This is a genomic window from Chryseobacterium sp. SN22 (assembly GCF_008329705.1).
Taxonomy (GTDB): Bacteria; Bacteroidota; Bacteroidia; order Flavobacteriales; family Weeksellaceae; genus Chryseobacterium.
The window spans coordinates 41,109-58,192 of sequence record NZ_VTSX01000013.1 but is presented as its reverse complement, the minus strand read 5'-3'; the positions used below and the strand labels follow the sequence as shown (position 1 = coordinate 58,192).

The following is a 17,084-nucleotide window of genomic DNA, read 5'->3' as shown; positions in this document are numbered from 1 at the left end:
AAATCCCGATTTTAAAAGGGTTTTGCTGAATCTAAATTTATTAAATTTGTTTTGATGAAAGACCAATTGAAAGAAACCAAAGATTTGATACAGGAACTTACTGAGCCCCTGTATATTTACATAAGCAAAATTTCGCCGACCGGCCTGGAGTGGGTCTTCCACATGATTGTAAAACTAGCTTTGCTCTGCATTATTTTCTTTGTAATCGATTTTATCCTGAAAATCATCATCAATAATATTTTCAGCATTTTCCGCAATCAGGAGAAGTACCCGATCGTTAATTCGGTCTACGCTTCAAGAATTACCAATTCCCTGGCGCATCTGATTGCCCTTTTAATCATCGGGGGTATCCACGAATCTATTTTTGCCGGTGCACTGAGGAATACCACCAAATTTATTGTCCGGTCCGTCAACCTGGGCATTGTGATGATCTTCGCCGGTATGTTGTACCGTGGGCTAACGGCTTTCAGGAATTATTTCGTTATCAAGCAGGACTACTATAAAATCATGGCACTGAATGCCATTTCCGAAACTGTAAAAATTTTAGGGATCTTCATTTTTTCGGTGGTGGGCCTCTGTGTGGTTTTCGGAATCAAAGGAACCACCATCGTCGGAAGTCTGGGGGCCATCACGGCAGTTCTGGTATTGGTTTTCAGGGATACCATTCTGGGATTCGTCACAGGGCTTCACGTCGCCACTTCCAAAAATCTGAAAGTAGGGGATTGGGTAAGTATTCCCAAGTATAACGTTGAAGGAAATATTGCGGAAATCAATCTGTTGACAACCAGGATTAACAATTTCGACAAAACCTTTTCCACAATACCAACGTATGACCTCTTGACCACTGAGATCAAAAACCTTCAGGTGATTTCGGAAAAAAATACAAGGAGAATTAAAAAATCAATTTATTTCAACATCAATTCGTTTAAATTCCTGACAGATAGTGATATACAGCGGCTGAAAAGCATCAACCTTATTTCAGAATACCTGGAAGAAAGTTCCGTAAACCTGAAAAAGGAAAAAGAGAACATGGCCCATAAAGAGGAGATCATCAACGGACGGCAGCTTACCAACATCGGGGTATTCAGGATTTATGCCCAGAAATATATTGAGAGGATTCCCGAACTGGATAAGGAAGGCCCGATCATGGTGCGTCAGCTGAACATTACGCCGCAGGGACTTCCGCTGGAGATTTATTCGTTTACCAATGATACGGAGTGGGTAAAATTCGAACAGATCCAGGCTGATATTTTTGATCATCTTCTGGTAGCCTCAAAGGTTTTTGATCTTGAAGTGATGCAGGTAAAGGTGTAGGATTTTCAGTCTGAATTTAAAAAGGACATCGGATTCTATGCGAAATCTCAGTATGGAAAGCTGTTTTTCGTTTTTGGAATCTGTATTTTATCAATAGCTTTGCAGCTGTATAATCATCAGGCGGGACTGATGGTATTAATAATACCGGATAAGTTAAAAATGGGTTGATTTAACCCATCAATAATCCGTCAGACCTATTTAAAAATTATCATTTAAAATGACAAAACTAAGCGTAAATATTAATAAAATTGCAACGATAAGAAATGCAAGGGGAGGCGAAATGCCAAGCGTAACGGAAGCAGCTGTAAAGATCCAGGAATTCGGCGGACAGGGAATCACCATTCATCCCAGGCCGGATGAAAGACACATTACCAGAAAAGATGTTTATGACCTGAAGCCGTTGGTGACAACAGAGTTCAATATTGAAGGGAATCCGCACCGGCCTTTTATCGATATGGTGCTGGCGGTAAAACCGGAACAGGTAACTTTGGTTCCGGATGCAGACGATGCCATTACTTCCAACGCCGGCTGGGACACCAGAAAACATTTTGATTTCCTTACCGAAATCATTGCCGAGTTCAAAAATGCAGGCATCCGGACTTCCATTTTCCTTGATCCTGCTCCCGAACTGGTAGAGTATGCCGCCAAAACGGGAACCGACCGCATTGAGCTCTATACCGAAGCCTACGCAAAATATTATATTCAGAATAAAGAAGCTGCCATAAAACCCTATTATGAGACGGCAGTTCTCGCCACGGAGTTCGGATTGGGAATCAATGCCGGACACGATCTAAGCTTGGATAATTTAAAATATTTTGCCGATCATATCCCGAATCTGCTGGAAGTTTCCATCGGTCATGCCCTGATCTCCGAAGCCCTGTACATAGGATTGGAAAATACGGTTCAGGCCTATTTAAAGAGGCTGGCAAAATGGTGAATTAGCTGAATGATAGATGCCGGAAGCTGGAAGTTCTATTGAATATAAATTTTGAATGAGGTTTGTTGTGATCATCAATTTTCAATCAAAAAGTAAAGTCTTTCAACCTCATAAGCATCCTGTGGCCCGCATCCATCATCCATCCACAAAAACTACAAACAATTGAAAAATCGGAAGCTGAACTGCTGACTAACGTAAACATCCGGCTTCGCGCTTCTATCACCCATCCAAAAAAACAACCTATGCAAATCCTTAATTCAAAAATATTCGGTGAAAACCTTTCATCCACTCCTTTGCTGGTATTCCACGGCTTATTCGGAATGCTTGACAACTGGGGTACTTTCGGGAAAGATTTCCGAGAACAGATGCCGACCCATCTGATCGATCTCCGCAACCACGGGAGAAGTTTTCATTCCGACGAAATGTCTCACGATGATCTGGCAGACGACATTCTTCGGTATATGGAACATTACGGAATGGAAAAAGCCCATATCCTGGGGCATTCTTTGGGAGGGAAGGCTGTGATGCAGTTCGCCATAAAGTATCCTGAAAAAGTTGAGAAGCTCATCGTGGTTGATATTTCTCCAAAAGCCTATCCGCCGCATCATCAGGGAATCATAAAAGCACTGGAAACGGTGGATTTCAATACGGTAAATTCCAGGAACGAGGTAGAGACGGTTTTAAGCCAGTACATTCCGGAGCGATCGACCATTCAGTTTCTGACGAAAAACCTGTATTGGGACGAAAACAAAAGACTGAACTGGAGGTTCAATCTGAAAACTTTGGCCGAAAAGTACAACCAGTTTGTTTCCAATGCCATCAGATTCGGGACATTCAACGGAGAAACACTTTTTATTGCCGGGGAAAAATCAAATTACATCCTTCCGCAGGACCAGTTTGCCATCAGGCAGCAGTTCCCGAAAGCGGAATTCGTTACCGTGAAAAATGCCGGGCATTGGGTACAGGCGGAAAATCCTGTCGATTTTGCAGTGATTGTCAAAGAATTTTTAAATATTGGATAATATAATCTACTATTAATCCGAATTTGTTAAAATTTTCTTAAAATATACATTTATTCTTCCTGGTGTGAATTTTTTTAATACTTTAGTAACTTCTAAATGACTAAATATTAATACTATGGAAAACAAGAAATCTAAAAAACCTTTTTTTGCTTCTTTCCTTGAAAAGCAGATCCAGGATCCTGAGAAAGTTAAAGGTGGGTCCGGTGCCATAACATTACCGGCAGAAGACAACATCACGTCAGTATTGAAAGATAGTGTAACGGCTCCGAACTATGATGCCGTAACCATGAGATATCCTTCCGACAGTGATGCCGCTGAAGATCTGGATTAAATAAAATAGCCCGGCCGGTTCTATCATAATCAAACTTTCATAAAATTAATATGTTTGTTCATTTAAAGGTGGAATGTTTTAATGAGATAACAGACCTGGATTCAAAAGCAATATAATACTCCAATCCAATTTAATCATGAAAAAAAAGAATATCAAAAAACCGTTCTTTGCTTCCTTCCTGGAAAAGCAGGTACAGGATCCGGAAAGAGTGAGGGGAGGATCCGACACTTCCACTGGGGTTCTGAAGGATGCCGTAACTTCACCGACAATAGACAGCCTTACCAAGCCCGGGGAAGATACCGTGAGCATGAAATATCCGTCCGACAGCGATGAAGGCGGAAACGAATTGTAAAGCCAAATCACAATAACCCAATCAAATTACAGACATTATGAAAAAGAAAGACAAAAAGCCGTTCTTTGCTTCTTTTCTGGAGAAACAGATTGAGCATCCTGAGGAGATTCAGGGCGGAGGAACCAGTCCTTTGACTGACCATATAACCATCCCTGAAAAAGATGCCGTAACATCGCCAACGATCGACGGACCGATTACCCTGAAGTATCCTTCCGATAGTGATGACGGCGGATACGATCCGGTACCGCCCGGAGATGACCCTCATACTCCGACACCTTAATAACAAATAAGCGTACAATCAAAATTAAATTATATGAAAAACAAGAATTCAAAAAAGAAGCCTTTTTTCGCCTCATTTTTAGAGAAACAGATTCAGGATCCTGAAAAGATAAAAGGTGGAACAGATGTTTCCTCTCCTCTTCAGGATGGGGTAATTACCACATCAAAAGTTGCAGATACCGTAACCAAACCGACCCAGGATATGCTGCATACGATGAAATATCCATCGGACGGCGATGATGATTCGCCTGCCGTTTAATATATTTCAGTATATATTTACAAATTATATCGGGGAAACTTACATTCTAAGTTTCCCTTTTTAATAAAAACGGCTACATGATTCTCTGCATCACCCACTCTCAGGATTTTTACAACATCGATCTTTTTTTTAATTATTTGAACACGAAGAATATTCCTTATTTCAGATTGAATTCGGACCGTTTGAATCATCTTCAGAAAATCAGTATTCAGGAAGATTTTTTTTTACTGACGGATGAATCCGGAAATACCTTGGATTCCAGAACGGTAAAAGCGGTCTGGCACCGCAAGTCCTGGGGAATTTCTATTCCGGAAGAGCTGGATGAAACCTATGCTAAAATTTTCCTGAAAGAATATGCAAGTCTCCGTTACAATCTTCTCACCTTGTTGGAACATGTTCCCTGGATCAATCCGCTACAGAATGAAAATAAAATCGACGGCAATAAAATCCATCAGCTAAAGCTGGCTAAAAAGCATAATCTGACCGTTCCGCAGACTATTTTTTCCAATGATCCGGAGAAAATAACGGAATTCTTCCGCCAAAGCTGCAGCGGAAAGATGATCGCCAAACTTCACGGGGCTATTTCAAAATCGATGGGCGGGGAAAATCTTCTTTCGACCCACATCATTGATGAAGATTCCCTGGAATATATCGGCGATATCGAATACTGCCCGATGATTTTTCAGCCTTATATTGAAAAAGAATACGAATTAAGAATCGTTTATCTGGACGGAGAATTTTTTACAGGAAAAATAAACAACAGTGAACATACGGACTGGCGGGTTGCCCAGGGAGATTATTTCTGGTCCAGATATGCATTGCCTGAAAGTATTAAAGCAAATCTTACTTCCATGATGAAGGAAATGGACCTGTATATCGGAGCCATCGACATGATCAAAAGCAGAGATGGGAATTATTATTTCCTGGAAGTGAATTCCCAGGGAGAATGGGGCATGCTGCAGAAAGAACTTGGGTTTCCCATTGCAGAAAGGATTGCCGATAACCTTATAAAAAGAATGAAAACCAATGAATAAAATTTTAATCATCACCCATACCGGGGATAACTTTTCTATTGAAAAAGTAACGGAATATATTGATAAAAACGAATGTGAAGTCATTCGTTTTGATGTTGATCTTTACCCTCTGCAGAATAAGCTTTCAACACGTTTCGAAGATGGGGAATGGATCACCATTCTTGAGACCCCGGAAAAGAAATACCGTTTGGATAACATATCAGCCATCTGGTACAGGAGGGCTTACAATATGGCAAACGGCCTGAAAGAAGAGATTGAAGGAAAATTCCTGGGTGCTGCGCTGGGAGAGATCCGAAATACGCTTTTCGGGTTTTTTGAATCTGCCGATGTGTACTCATTAGGAAAGCCAAGTGTATACCGGAGGCTGGACAGCAAAGAGGAACAGCTGAAAATTGCAGATAAGATCGGACTTAAAATTCCGGCCACCTGCATCACCAATAATCCTGAAGAAGCCAGGCAGTTTGTGCTGAAACACCAGAATGTAATTGCCAAAATGCAGACCGGTTTTGCGATTTATGAAGACGGGGTAGAAAATGTAGTGTTCACCAATGTCATCAGTGAAGAAAAGCTTGAGGAACTGGATGCGCTTTTATACTGCCCGATGCAGTTCCAGAAAAAAATCGAAAAGAAAAAAGAGCTCCGCATAACTATTGTCGGACGTGATGTCTATGCTTTCGAAATCGATTCCCAACAGTCGGAAAAGGCAAAAGTTGACTGGAGGAAAGACGGAGTCAACCTGATTGACAAGTGGATCCCGACAGAACTTCCTGCGGACATCGAAGCGAAATTACTGGAGCTTCTGGATGTTTATCACGTAGATTACGGAGCAATCGATATGATTGTTTCCCCGGAAGACGACTATTATTTTATCGAAATCAATGCCGCCGGAGAATTTTTCTGGCTGGACAACCTTACGGAAGGCAACCAGATCTCAAAAAGCATTGCTGATCTGCTTTGTGATAAGGCTCCGAGAAGAAATAATATGGTTTTGGCATAAATTGATATTTCCTAAACCTTCAGGGCTTTTAGAGCGTTGAAGGTTTATTTTTTCATAATTGTATGGTTGATCTGAAATGTTTTTTCAGATCATTTATTTTAAATTCCATCATTGTTGCTGTTGTTCAACTTGATATGGTAATCTTTTATAAATATTCAAAATAGCTGAATTTTCACATGATTTATTAAGAAAACTTAATTTTTCCCATCATTTTTTCAAAGATTAAAGATGATTATCTAAAAATAAACTTAATTTTATCATCTAAAATGTGGTAGTGTCTAAATTCTTTTCTATAATTTTTATCGCGGTATATGCTCTTATCCTGGCCGGGACCGGAAATCCGGAGAAGAATGAGCTTTTCAGAAAGGCGGGCAGTGAGATCGTCATGTCTCCGGAACGGACAATGGAAGTGCTGGATTATATCGAAAAGAATTTTACGCTGGATAATGAAGAATCAGGCCGGCTGACGTATCTGCGGGCCAAGTCGCTTTATTATCAGAACAATCTGACGGATGCCTTGAAAATGATCTCGAAAGAGCATGAGCATTTTTCCCCCGGTCTGATCATTTTAAGAAGAAACATCCTGTATTCATTCAACATTAAAGATACATTTTCTCCGGAAGATATGCGGGAAAACAGCGATTACCGGTTTTCCGAAAAGATAGGGCAGGTGCTTAGCCGCTTAGCCGGCAAAGGAAAGCGTGCCGGTTCTTCGGAACTGTCGGCGGTTCTGAAAGAAATGAAGTCTCATCATCCTGCAATACAGCGGGAGAATATGCTTAACCTTTCGGAATATCTGGCCCGGCATGATCCCGGTCTTCAGTATCAGGATTTTCTAAACCGGGTCATAACCTTTTATCAAAACGATCCGGCCTTTAAAATTCTGTATGCCAAATATCTGCTGAAAAACAATAAGGCTAAAGAGGCGGGTATATTAATAGAAGAGCTTCCTAAAGAAATTCTGGAACAAAGTACGAATGTATACCTGAAATACCGGTATTATGATCTGCTGGTGACTTATTACTCGAAAACTGGTCAGCAGCGTGATTATAAAGAAGCCGTACAGAAAAAAGAAGCTTTGTTCATTACCATCGACAGGGTTGCTTTTTCAGCCAAGAACAAATGGTTCGGTATACTGGAAGAAAATTACAGAAATGAGCTGGATTCATCAATAATTACCCGGCGATATATTTTATTCTCTGTTTTGGGCATTGCCGTACTGCTGGTTATTTTTCTCGTGGCAAGACTCTTACAGATCAGGACAAGAATTGAGGAATATGAAAATTTCACCGTCAAGCTGAGGCTTAAACAGGATAAAAAGACAGTTCAGCCTCAGGCCATCCCTGAGAAAACGGAGACCCTGCTTATACAGAAGTTACAGGATTTTGAGAAAACGAATGATTGCATCAGTCCTGATATTTCCCTTCAGAGCCTTGCCAAAAAACTGGATACCAATACCAAATATTTATCGGAAATCATCAATAAGCATAAGCAAAAAAATTTCAATGCCTACATCAACGAATTGAGAATCAATTATATTACCTGTAAATTAAAAGAGAGCAATGTATACAGGAATTATAAAATTAAATATCTTGCAGAAGAGAGCGGCTTTTCCACACACAGTGCTTTTGCCGCAGCATTTAAGACCGTGAACGGCATATCGCCGGCCCATTATATCCAACTGTTAAATCATAAAGAAGAATGAAGCTACCGATCTTTATCGTATTGTTGTTTTTGTGCTTTTCCTGCAGGGCGGATGATCCGGCAGAGGATAAAATGGTGGTCCGGGCTGAAAAATTAACGCTTTCAAATCCTCAGAAGTCATTTGATCTCGCCCAGGCTTTGCTGAAAGAACATTCGTTAAATCATAAAAACAAGGTAAGGAGCCTGTTTGTTCTTGCCAATACGTCCAACGTAATGGAAAGACCGCTCGACGTTATAAAATATGGAAACCTGACGCTGGAGAATGCCACTGAAGAAAGTGATGTTATTACAAAAATCAAGGCCCTGACGCTGATAGGAAATACCTACCAGTCCATACAGCTGAATGAAAAATTACGCACGAATCTGGATCAGGCCGAGAAGCTGCTGTCTTCTCCCGCTGTTCCGGACTCGATGAACAGCATTGTCCGCGGAAATATATATTATCTTAAAGCCATGAACTACTTCAGCAATATGGACGGAAATATTGCGTTGTCTTATTTTGACAAAGCCATCCATCAATACCTTATATCCAAAGAGCCGGTAGCCGGGATCAATATTAAATTTGCATATATTAATAAAGGGTGGGCACTTATTGACCAAAAGCGTTTCAGCCTGGCAAAACAGAACTTTGCATTGGCAAAGACAGACATAGGGCCCGCTTCAAAGAAATATCCATCTTTATTCATTGAAAGACTGGAAGCAACTTCCGCTCTTGCAGAAGCCAAGGTATATTCCGTGCAGAATGATCCTGAACGTTCCAATACCATTCTCTTCGGCATATTAAATGATAAAAAAAATATTCAGATAAAAAAAGAGATCGAAAATGACGTTTATAAACTTTTAGCCGACAATTTCTTAAAAAAGAATGATGTCGAAAAGCACGATTACTATCAGAATCTGTACATCAGCCGTGCGAGCAAATACAATCAGATGGCGGCGGATCTGGTTAATAAACTGATACAGCAGGAAGGCCAGGAGTATATGATAAAGAAAAAGGAAACCGACCGGAAATATTTTTTGTTAACAGGTATTATCCTGCTGATTTTCCTGCCTATTATCCTGTTTCTGATAAAAAAGACCACGGAATTGAGCAGAAAATACAGAAATTTAAGAAAAGAAGTTTATTGAGTCATTTCGTATTTAGAACCAGATAGTTAAATAATTTATCTGCTTACCGGAATCATGAATATTCTGTAAAAACGGTATAGTTTTTCTTGATTTTTGTAAAGTGGACAATTATTTTCGTAGGACTAAATATTTACGAAAATGAAGAAACTCTATCTCTTTAACAAACCGTTAAAATTGAGTACAGTTGAAAGAAATCCCGGAAAAGAAAACAGACTTTCCATTTTTAAATTTCTGATGGTTCTAACCCCCTTTTTATTGTTGCCGGATCAAAACTGTAAGGCACAGATTATAGCCTACAACTTTTCGCAATCCACTTCTGTTTATACGCCTGTTGCCAACGAAACAGTATTGGCTGTAGCAACAGATAATACTGCAACGCTGAACCTCAACAGTGTGGTTGCTGCAGTTAATATACCTTTTGCTTTCAGCTTTAACGGGACTTCCTATACTTCCCTTAATGTTTCTTCCAACGGATTTATTACTTTTGGTTCTGTTGCACCGTCTCCCTTTTATACCAACCCCATTTCGGGGAATACATCGTATCAGGGTGCAATATCTGCATGGGGACGGGATATTTCAAGTTTTTATAATATAAGCGGAAAGACAGGAAAGATCTCATACGGCGTTATGGGAAGTGCTCCTAACAGGGAATTCATTATCCAGTGGACGAACTTCAGACCGAATGCCACCTCGGTAACGACCAATGTGTATTCATTTTCTTTTCAGATCAGATTAAAGGAAACTTCCAATGTCATTAAGATGGCCTATGACCAGGGATCTTATCTGGCCGGAAGCACGACGGTAAACGGTACCGCTGAAATAGGACTAAGAGGTACTTCCAGTGCCGAATTCAACAACCGTATAAATCCGACAACTTCCGGATTCACAACTTCCGGAGCAGGAACCGCCAATAATTCGGCACAGGCGTTTAATACGGTGGGTACATTACCCGGAATGCCGCCGGCAGATCTTGTTTACACGTGGACGCCGCCAAGTTGTTACACCCCGACCGGTATTGCCGTAAATAATCTTACATCGGTTTCTGCAAATTTATCATGGAACACTTCTGCGTCATCACCGGGAGGATACGATATTTATTACAGTAGCAGCCCTACGGCTCCAACCTCTTCGACGGCTCCAACCGTTTCGAATGTTCCGGGGACTTCCTATCAGATAAACAACTTAAATCCGTTAACCACTTATTATGCGTGGGTGCGCTCAAACTGCGGCAGCGGAAATGTGAGTTTATGGTCACTGGATACCATGGTATTCACCACGAAATGCAGCAATCCTCCCGCTGCTCCTGCTGTGAATGGAACAACTATCTATCCGAACCATCAGGCCATTCTTACCGCCAATCCGTCATCATCCGCCAATTACAGCTGGTATGATTCTCCAACCGGGGGCAACCTGATGTTTACGGGAAATCCTTTTACAACACCTGCATTAACGGCCACAACCAACTATTATGTAAGCACGTTTACGGGAAATTCCGGAATCCAGACAGGAAGGCCGATTTATACCAACGGAGGTGCTTTTAGCGGTTCAGGAACCACTAATTTCGGGATGGTTTTCGATGCTTTGAGCTATCTGGTATTGGAGAGTGTAACCGTTTATCCTCTCAGTACGACCAATTCTTCAGGAACTTTAACCATTGACGTTATCGATTCCAATGGCGTTATCGTCAATACAAAGACGGTGAATGTAGTTGGTGCTCCCGTTTCGGCCCCTGTAGAGCAGGTCATCAATCTCGATTTCCCGATTTTCCCGGGAACCAATTACAAATTGCGTCCCCGCGGCTTTACCGGTATAGACGGGTTATTGTATGAATCGAATTCAAATGCCGGCTACTTCGGATATCCTTACAGTGTTCAGAATTTAATAGATATAAAATATGCCACTTTAACCGCGGCTCCTGCCAACACGGCCAACACCGGTCTTTATTATTATTTTTATGACTGGAAAGTAGGCAATAAATGCGAGTCGGCCAGAAGTCCTGTTACAGTAACGGTGGATTCCACACTTTCGACATCGGAAGAAAACAGGAAAGATACCGTAAAAATCTATCCGAATCCTTTTGCCGATGCTGTGACGATAGACAGGCCTGAGCTGATTGGTTCCCTCAGCATTTTGGATGTTTCCGGAAAATTGGTAATGCAAAACGTGAAGGCGGAGCAGAATCTTTCCCTGAGCCATCTGGCATCCGGAACATATATTGTACAGATTCTTATGAAAGACGGTACCCGCCAGTCGGTGAAACTTATTAAAAAGTAAAAGCAAATTATATTGGGAAGGGCTGTCCGGATTTTTGTCCGGGCGGCTTTTTTGTTTTGGATAATCATTGATTCGGACACTGATCGGAAAACCAATGGCCTGCATCTAATAATAATTCTGAACAGAAAGCTCAAAACTGAAAACAGAAGGGTTTGAATCTAATGTATTGAAATTCAATTATTTAAATAATATAATCGCTTACTGAAATCATGAATATTCTGTAAAACCGGTATAGTATTCCTTGATATTCTTAAAATCGAAAGCTAATTTCGTGAAACTAAAAAAATTAAAAATGAAGAGACTATACCACGTACCCCTGAATTTGAATATTAAAAATATATTCCGGATTCTTGTTTTAAAATTCATTATCGGAATGGCTGTATTTGTATTGCCGGCAGCCGAAAATTGCAAAGCTCAGATTGTTGCTTATACCTTTGCCCAATCCACTGCCGCCTATACTTCTATCTCCGGAGAAACCGTATTGGCTACTGCAACAGATAATACCACTGCGCTGAATCTCAACAGTGCCGTATTTCCGGTTGCACTGCCGTTTTCCTTTAATTTTAACGGAACTTCATTTACTGACATCAACGTTTCTTCCAACGGTTTTATCACTTTCGGTTCTGTTGCACCATCTCCCACGTATACCTATCCCATTTCCGGGACTGCTGCCTATCAGGGAGCAATATCTGCCTGGGGAAAAGATATCAGCAGCTTTTTTGATATCAATGGCAGAAGCGGGAAAATGTCGTATGCCGTCACTGGAACTGCCCCAAACCGTGAATTTGTGATTCAGTGGGCTGAATTCAGACCTAACTCATCCGTTATAACCACTACGGTCTATTCTTTTTCTTTTCAGATCAGGCTCGAAGAAACAACAAATAAAATTCACATCGTGTATGATCCGGGCACTTACCTCGCCGGAAGCACGAGTGTTAATGGCTCTGTTGAAGTAGGACTAAGAGGTGCCTCCAATACAGAGTTTAACAACCGTACCAATACATCAGCCGTTGAATTCTATAATTCCACAGCAGGAACTTCTAACAACAGTTCACAGACTTTCAATACGGTAGGGCCTAACCCGGGACTGCCCTTGGTGGGACAGGTGTACACCTGGACACCGCCAAGCTGCTATACTCCTACCAATATTGCCGTAAATAATATTACTTCATCTTCTGCAACGGTATCATGGGCTCCTTCTTCATCATCCCCTTCAGGATATGATATTTATTACAGTACAAGTCCTGTACCGCCTACTGCCGCTACAGCTCCTACCGTTTCAAATTTTTCAGGGAACTCATATCAGATCAACGGAATAAATCCTTTAACCATGTATTTCGTCTGGGTACGCTCCAACTGTGGATCAGGGAACATAAGTCTTTGGTCGTCAGATATTGCCATGTTTACTACAACCTGCAGTAACCCGCCGGCTCAGCCTGCCGTGAATGGAGTAACGGTTTCTCCAAACCAACAGGCTACCCTTACTGCCGTTCCTTCTTCAAGTACCAATTACAGCTGGTACGATTCACCCGCAGGAGGTAATCTTTTATTCACAGGAAATCCGTTCACGACCCCGGCATTGGCGACAACGACGAATTATTATGTAAGTGCATTTTCAGGGAGTACGGGAACTCCTGCTGCCAGATCTTATGTTACCGGCGGATATATCGGAGTCGGAACCATAAATACGGGTATTCTTTTTGATGCCCTGAATTATTTTGTACTGGAAAGCATCACTGTCTATCCGATAAGTTCGAATGGAGCTTCCGGAACCGTTATCGTCGATGTTTTAGACTCAAACGGAAATCTTATCAATACAAAAACGGCAAACGTCACGGGTGCACCAAACAATGCTCCGGTACCACAGGTAGTTACACTGGGCTTTCCGATTTTCCCGGGAACAAATTATAAATTACGCCTCCGCAGCTTTACAGGAATTTCCGGTTTACTGTTCGAGTCGAATGTGTCAGGTAATTATCCATACCCATATACAGTCCAGAATATAGTAAATATAAAGGCAAGTACTTTAACAGCAGCTCCTGCAAATACGCCACTAACCAATCTGTACTATTATTTTTACGACTGGAAAATCGGAAGCAAATGCGAATCATCAAGAAGTATGGCTGTAGCAACTGTAAATTCCATGCTTTCTACATCAGAAGCAGGGGCTAAAGATAAAATCAAAATCTATCCGAATCCTTTTTCGGATATCGTAACGATCGACAGGCCTGAACTAATCAGCAGTCTGGACATTATCGATGCTTCGGGAAAATCGGTTATGCAGAATGTCAAACCGGGATCTAAGCTGATGTTAAATCATTTGCTTTCAGATGTATACATTGTAGATGTTCATATGAAGGACGGTACCCGCCAGTCGGTTAAACTGATTAAAAAATAAAAGTAAATTATATTAGGAAAGGCCGTCCGGATTTTATTCGGGCGGCTTTTATATTAATCATCATCAATTCAGGCGGCAATCAGAAACCGAAAATTTTCAGGCTATGTTCCGGTAAAAGGTCAATTGAATTTTTACGGTTTTTATCATTTTAAAACCGAATTCTCCTTTAAAAGTCGCAAATTTGCATAAGGTAGAATATTATCATAATTTAGTCAGCAATCAAGTAAAAATAATTGATGGTTTTTGTAACGGGCGCAACCGGAATTTTAGGCAGGATAATCGTTTTGGAACTTCTGAAAAACGGAAAAAACGTCCGTGCTGCAAAAAGACCGGCAAGCAACATCAGCGAAGTCAGGCATTCCTATACCTATTATACGGAAGACGCTGAAGGCTTTTTCAATAAAATTGAGTGGATGGATGTGGATTTTGATGATATTCATTCTTTACAGGAAGCTTTGGAAGGTGTGGAAGAAGTATACCATTGTGCTGCAAAAGTAAGCTTTCATCCCAAAGATGAAAAAGAAATGTATCACACCAATATCAAGGGTACTGAAAACCTGCTGTATGCCTGCGAAGGTTCCGGCATTAAAAAATTCCTTCATGTAAGTTCGATTGCCGTTCTGGATAATTTTAACGACAGAGGAGAGCTGGACGAAGAATCCGACTTTAACCCTAAGCTGGAACATTCGGCTTATGCTTTATCCAAACACCTCTCGGAAATGGAAGCTTGGAGGGCTTCAGCTGAAGGCATGAACGTCGTTATTATCAACCCCGGGATGATTATCGGCAGCGGAAACTGGGGAAACAGCAGCGGGGATATTTTTCCGACCTTTGAGGAGAACAGTTTTACCTTTTCGGGCGGATCGAATTATGTGGATGTAAGGGATGTAGCCAAAATTTCGGTAGAACTGATGGAGAAAAACCTTTTTGGCGAACGTTTTATTATTGTAGCCGAAAGCCGAAGGTATTCCGAGCTGGCCCGGCAGATCAGGTCAAAATTAGGATTAAAAGAAGCTAAAATTTTGTCTGACTTCCAGCTGAATGCAGGAAGATGGGCCAATATCCTGTTCGGATGGCTGATTCCTAAGCTGAAGATGATTACAAAAACCAACATCGAAGCCATTTCTAGCCTCCATACAGTTTCCAATCAAAAAATAGAAGAAACGCTGGACTATCAATTTATTCCTGTTTCGGAAAGTATTGATTTTCATTTGAATAATTATATGAACGATAAAAAGATGAAGCCATGAATCTTGCAGAGGCGATTATCCTAAAAAATACAGAAAAACATCCTCTGAAAGCGGCCATCGGTTTCAAAAAGAAAGATGCGGGATGGAAAGAACTGAGCTGGAAAAAATTCGGCGACATTGTTTTCAAAACGGCGAACGCGCTGAGAAACGCCGGAATTCAGGAAAATGATAAAATAGCCATCTATTCGGATAATTCTTCCGAATGGATGATCTTCGATCTGGCAGCCATGGCAGTCGGTGCCGTAAGCGTGCCTATTTATTCCACCAACAATGCCGAGCAGGCAGAATATATTATCAACGATTCGCAGGCAAAAATTATTCTGGTAGGAGATCAGGCACAGTATGATGCTGCCCTTCAGATCTTACAGAAGGAAAACAGCAGCCTGGAAACAATTATTATTTCTAAAAAAGCAGTCTGGATTAAGAAAGAATTCAGCAGTTTTTATCTGGAAGACTTTATTGCCAAAGCATCTCCGGAATATGGATGCAGCCCGAAAGAATACGATGATATAGCAACAATCATCTACACTTCAGGAACTACAGGAACACCAAAAGGAGTAATGCTTACCCATGGAAATTTCATTAAGGCACTTGATGCTCATTTTGAATTTTTTAAGTTTAAAAATTTTGAAGAAGAATTGTCTCTGGCATTTTTGCCACTGACCCACGTTTTTGAAAGAAGCTGGAGCCTGCTGTGTCTTTACGGTGGCGCAAGGGTTTATTTTCTTGAAGATCCAAAGAATATATCGAAAGCTCTGGAAGAAGTAAAGCCTACCATGATGTGTGCTGTACCGAGGTTTTTCCAGAAAGTCTATGCCGGTGTACTGGAAAAAGCAGAGGAAGGTTCTCCGATAAAGAAAAAGATCTTCGACTGGGCTTTGGCAGTTGGCTGGCAGACCGCAGAACTGAGAAGAAACGAAAGACCTGTTCCGTTCGGGTTAAAAATAAAAGAAGCCATCGCAGATACTTTGGTTTTCAGTAAAATTAAAGAGCGGATGGGCGGAAGGCTGTGGTTCTTACCTTGCGGAGGCGCTTCATTATCCCCGGAAGTCACGAAGTTTTTTGAGTCCGTCGGAATTCATGTTACGGTTGGTTACGGGCTGACGGAAACAACTGCGACGCTCACTTTATTTCCACTGACGCATTTTGAGCATGGAACGAGTGGCAAACCGCTTCCCGGTGTGGAGCTCAGGATCGGTGAAAATGACGAAATCCAGGCACGAGGAAACGGCATTATGAAAGGGTATTACAACAGACCCGAAGAAACCCTGAAAGTATTTACCGGAGACGGATGGTTTAAAACCGGGGATGCCGGGAAAATCGATAATCATGGAAACCTCATCATCACCGACCGTCTGAAAGACCTGATGAAAACCTCCAACGGAAAGTACATCGCGCCGCAGCCGGTAGAGAACCTTTTAACCAACAACAATTTCATTCAGCAGATTGTTCTGATTGCAGAAGGAAGACAATTTGTTTCCGCACTTATTGTTCCCAATTTTGAATTCTTAAAAGACCATCTTCAAAAAAACAACATCCCGTTTACCAGCTGGGAAGAAACCGTAAAGAATGAAAAGGTAAATGATTTCTACAAAGAAAAAATCAAAGAACTGCAAACCGATTTGTCCGACTACGAAAAGGTGAAAAGGTTTACTTTGATGCCTGCTGAATTCGATATTAACACCGGCGAAATTACGCCGACCCTGAAGGTGAAAAGGGGCGTGGTTCTGAAGAAGTATGCAGATCTTATTGAAGAGATGTATTAAGCTAAGGCTGAGTTAAAGGCAAAGGCCTGAAAAGTAATT

Annotated in this window: 15 protein-coding genes; all 15 read left to right on the top strand. The window is 41.2% G+C overall.

The window, feature by feature from the left end; all coding sequences use genetic code 11:
* Window positions 1-54: 54 nt before the first annotated feature.
* Window positions 55-1,314 (top strand): mechanosensitive ion channel family protein, encoded by a 1,260-nt coding sequence (locus tag FY557_RS10285; protein ID WP_149247168.1) that lies wholly within the window; start codon window positions 55-57, stop codon window positions 1,312-1,314.
* A gap of 217 nt (window positions 1,315-1,531) precedes the next feature.
* Window positions 1,532-2,251, top strand: coding sequence for a pyridoxine 5'-phosphate synthase (locus FY557_RS10280; RefSeq protein WP_149247167.1), 720 nt, complete (start codon window positions 1,532-1,534; stop codon window positions 2,249-2,251).
* Between the two features lie 242 nt (window positions 2,252-2,493).
* On the top strand, window positions 2,494-3,273 hold the full coding sequence (locus tag FY557_RS10275; protein ID WP_149247166.1) for an alpha/beta fold hydrolase: 780 nt from the start codon (window positions 2,494-2,496) through the stop codon (window positions 3,271-3,273).
* Window positions 3,274-3,388: 115 nt separating this feature from the next.
* A complete protein-coding gene (locus FY557_RS10270) occupies window positions 3,389-3,604 on the top strand; it encodes a microviridin/marinostatin family tricyclic proteinase inhibitor (RefSeq protein ID WP_149247165.1) in 216 nt (71 codons plus the stop codon).
* A gap of 136 nt (window positions 3,605-3,740) precedes the next feature.
* Entirely contained in the window at window positions 3,741-3,956 is a 216-nt protein-coding gene (locus tag FY557_RS10265) for a microviridin/marinostatin family tricyclic proteinase inhibitor (RefSeq protein WP_149247164.1), read from the top strand.
* Between the two features lie 37 nt (window positions 3,957-3,993).
* Entirely contained in the window at window positions 3,994-4,236 is a 243-nt protein-coding gene (locus FY557_RS10260) for a microviridin/marinostatin family tricyclic proteinase inhibitor (protein ID WP_149247163.1), read from the top strand.
* Between the two features lie 33 nt (window positions 4,237-4,269).
* The gene (locus FY557_RS10255; protein WP_149247162.1) at window positions 4,270-4,494 is read left to right on the top strand and encodes a microviridin/marinostatin family tricyclic proteinase inhibitor; all 225 of its coding nucleotides are present in this window, start codon (window positions 4,270-4,272) and stop codon (window positions 4,492-4,494) included.
* A gap of 77 nt (window positions 4,495-4,571) precedes the next feature.
* Window positions 4,572-5,528, top strand: coding sequence for a RimK family alpha-L-glutamate ligase (locus FY557_RS10250; RefSeq protein ID WP_149247161.1), 957 nt, complete (start codon window positions 4,572-4,574; stop codon window positions 5,526-5,528).
* Window positions 5,521-6,525: an MvdC/MvdD family ATP grasp protein gene (locus FY557_RS10245; protein WP_149247160.1), complete on the top strand. Its 1,005-nt coding sequence runs from the start codon at window positions 5,521-5,523 to the stop codon at window positions 6,523-6,525. The genes FY557_RS10250 and FY557_RS10245 overlap by 8 nt, the downstream gene beginning before the upstream one ends.
* Window positions 6,526-6,799: 274 nt before the next feature.
* A complete protein-coding gene (locus FY557_RS10240; RefSeq protein WP_149247159.1) occupies window positions 6,800-8,230 on the top strand; it encodes a helix-turn-helix domain-containing protein in 1,431 nt (476 codons plus the stop codon).
* The gene (locus tag FY557_RS10235) at window positions 8,227-9,357 is read left to right on the top strand and encodes a hypothetical protein (RefSeq protein WP_149247158.1); all 1,131 of its coding nucleotides are present in this window, start codon (window positions 8,227-8,229) and stop codon (window positions 9,355-9,357) included. Before FY557_RS10240 ends, FY557_RS10235 begins: the two co-directional genes overlap by 4 nt.
* A 138-nt stretch (window positions 9,358-9,495) precedes the next feature.
* Window positions 9,496-11,631 (top strand): T9SS type A sorting domain-containing protein, encoded by a 2,136-nt coding sequence (locus tag FY557_RS10230; protein ID WP_149247157.1) that lies wholly within the window; start codon window positions 9,496-9,498, stop codon window positions 11,629-11,631.
* A 292-nt stretch (window positions 11,632-11,923) separates the two neighbouring features.
* A complete protein-coding gene (locus FY557_RS10225) occupies window positions 11,924-14,029 on the top strand; it encodes a fibronectin type III domain-containing protein (protein ID WP_149247156.1) in 2,106 nt (701 codons plus the stop codon).
* A 236-nt stretch (window positions 14,030-14,265) separates the two neighbouring features.
* Window positions 14,266-15,279, top strand: a complete 1,014-nt coding sequence (locus FY557_RS10220) for an NAD-dependent epimerase/dehydratase family protein (protein ID WP_149247155.1) — start codon at window positions 14,266-14,268, stop codon at window positions 15,277-15,279.
* Window positions 15,276-17,045: an AMP-dependent synthetase/ligase gene (locus tag FY557_RS10215; RefSeq protein ID WP_149247154.1), complete on the top strand. Its 1,770-nt coding sequence runs from the start codon at window positions 15,276-15,278 to the stop codon at window positions 17,043-17,045. Before FY557_RS10220 ends, FY557_RS10215 begins: the two co-directional genes overlap by 4 nt.
* The last annotated feature ends 39 nt before the right edge of the window (window positions 17,046-17,084 follow it).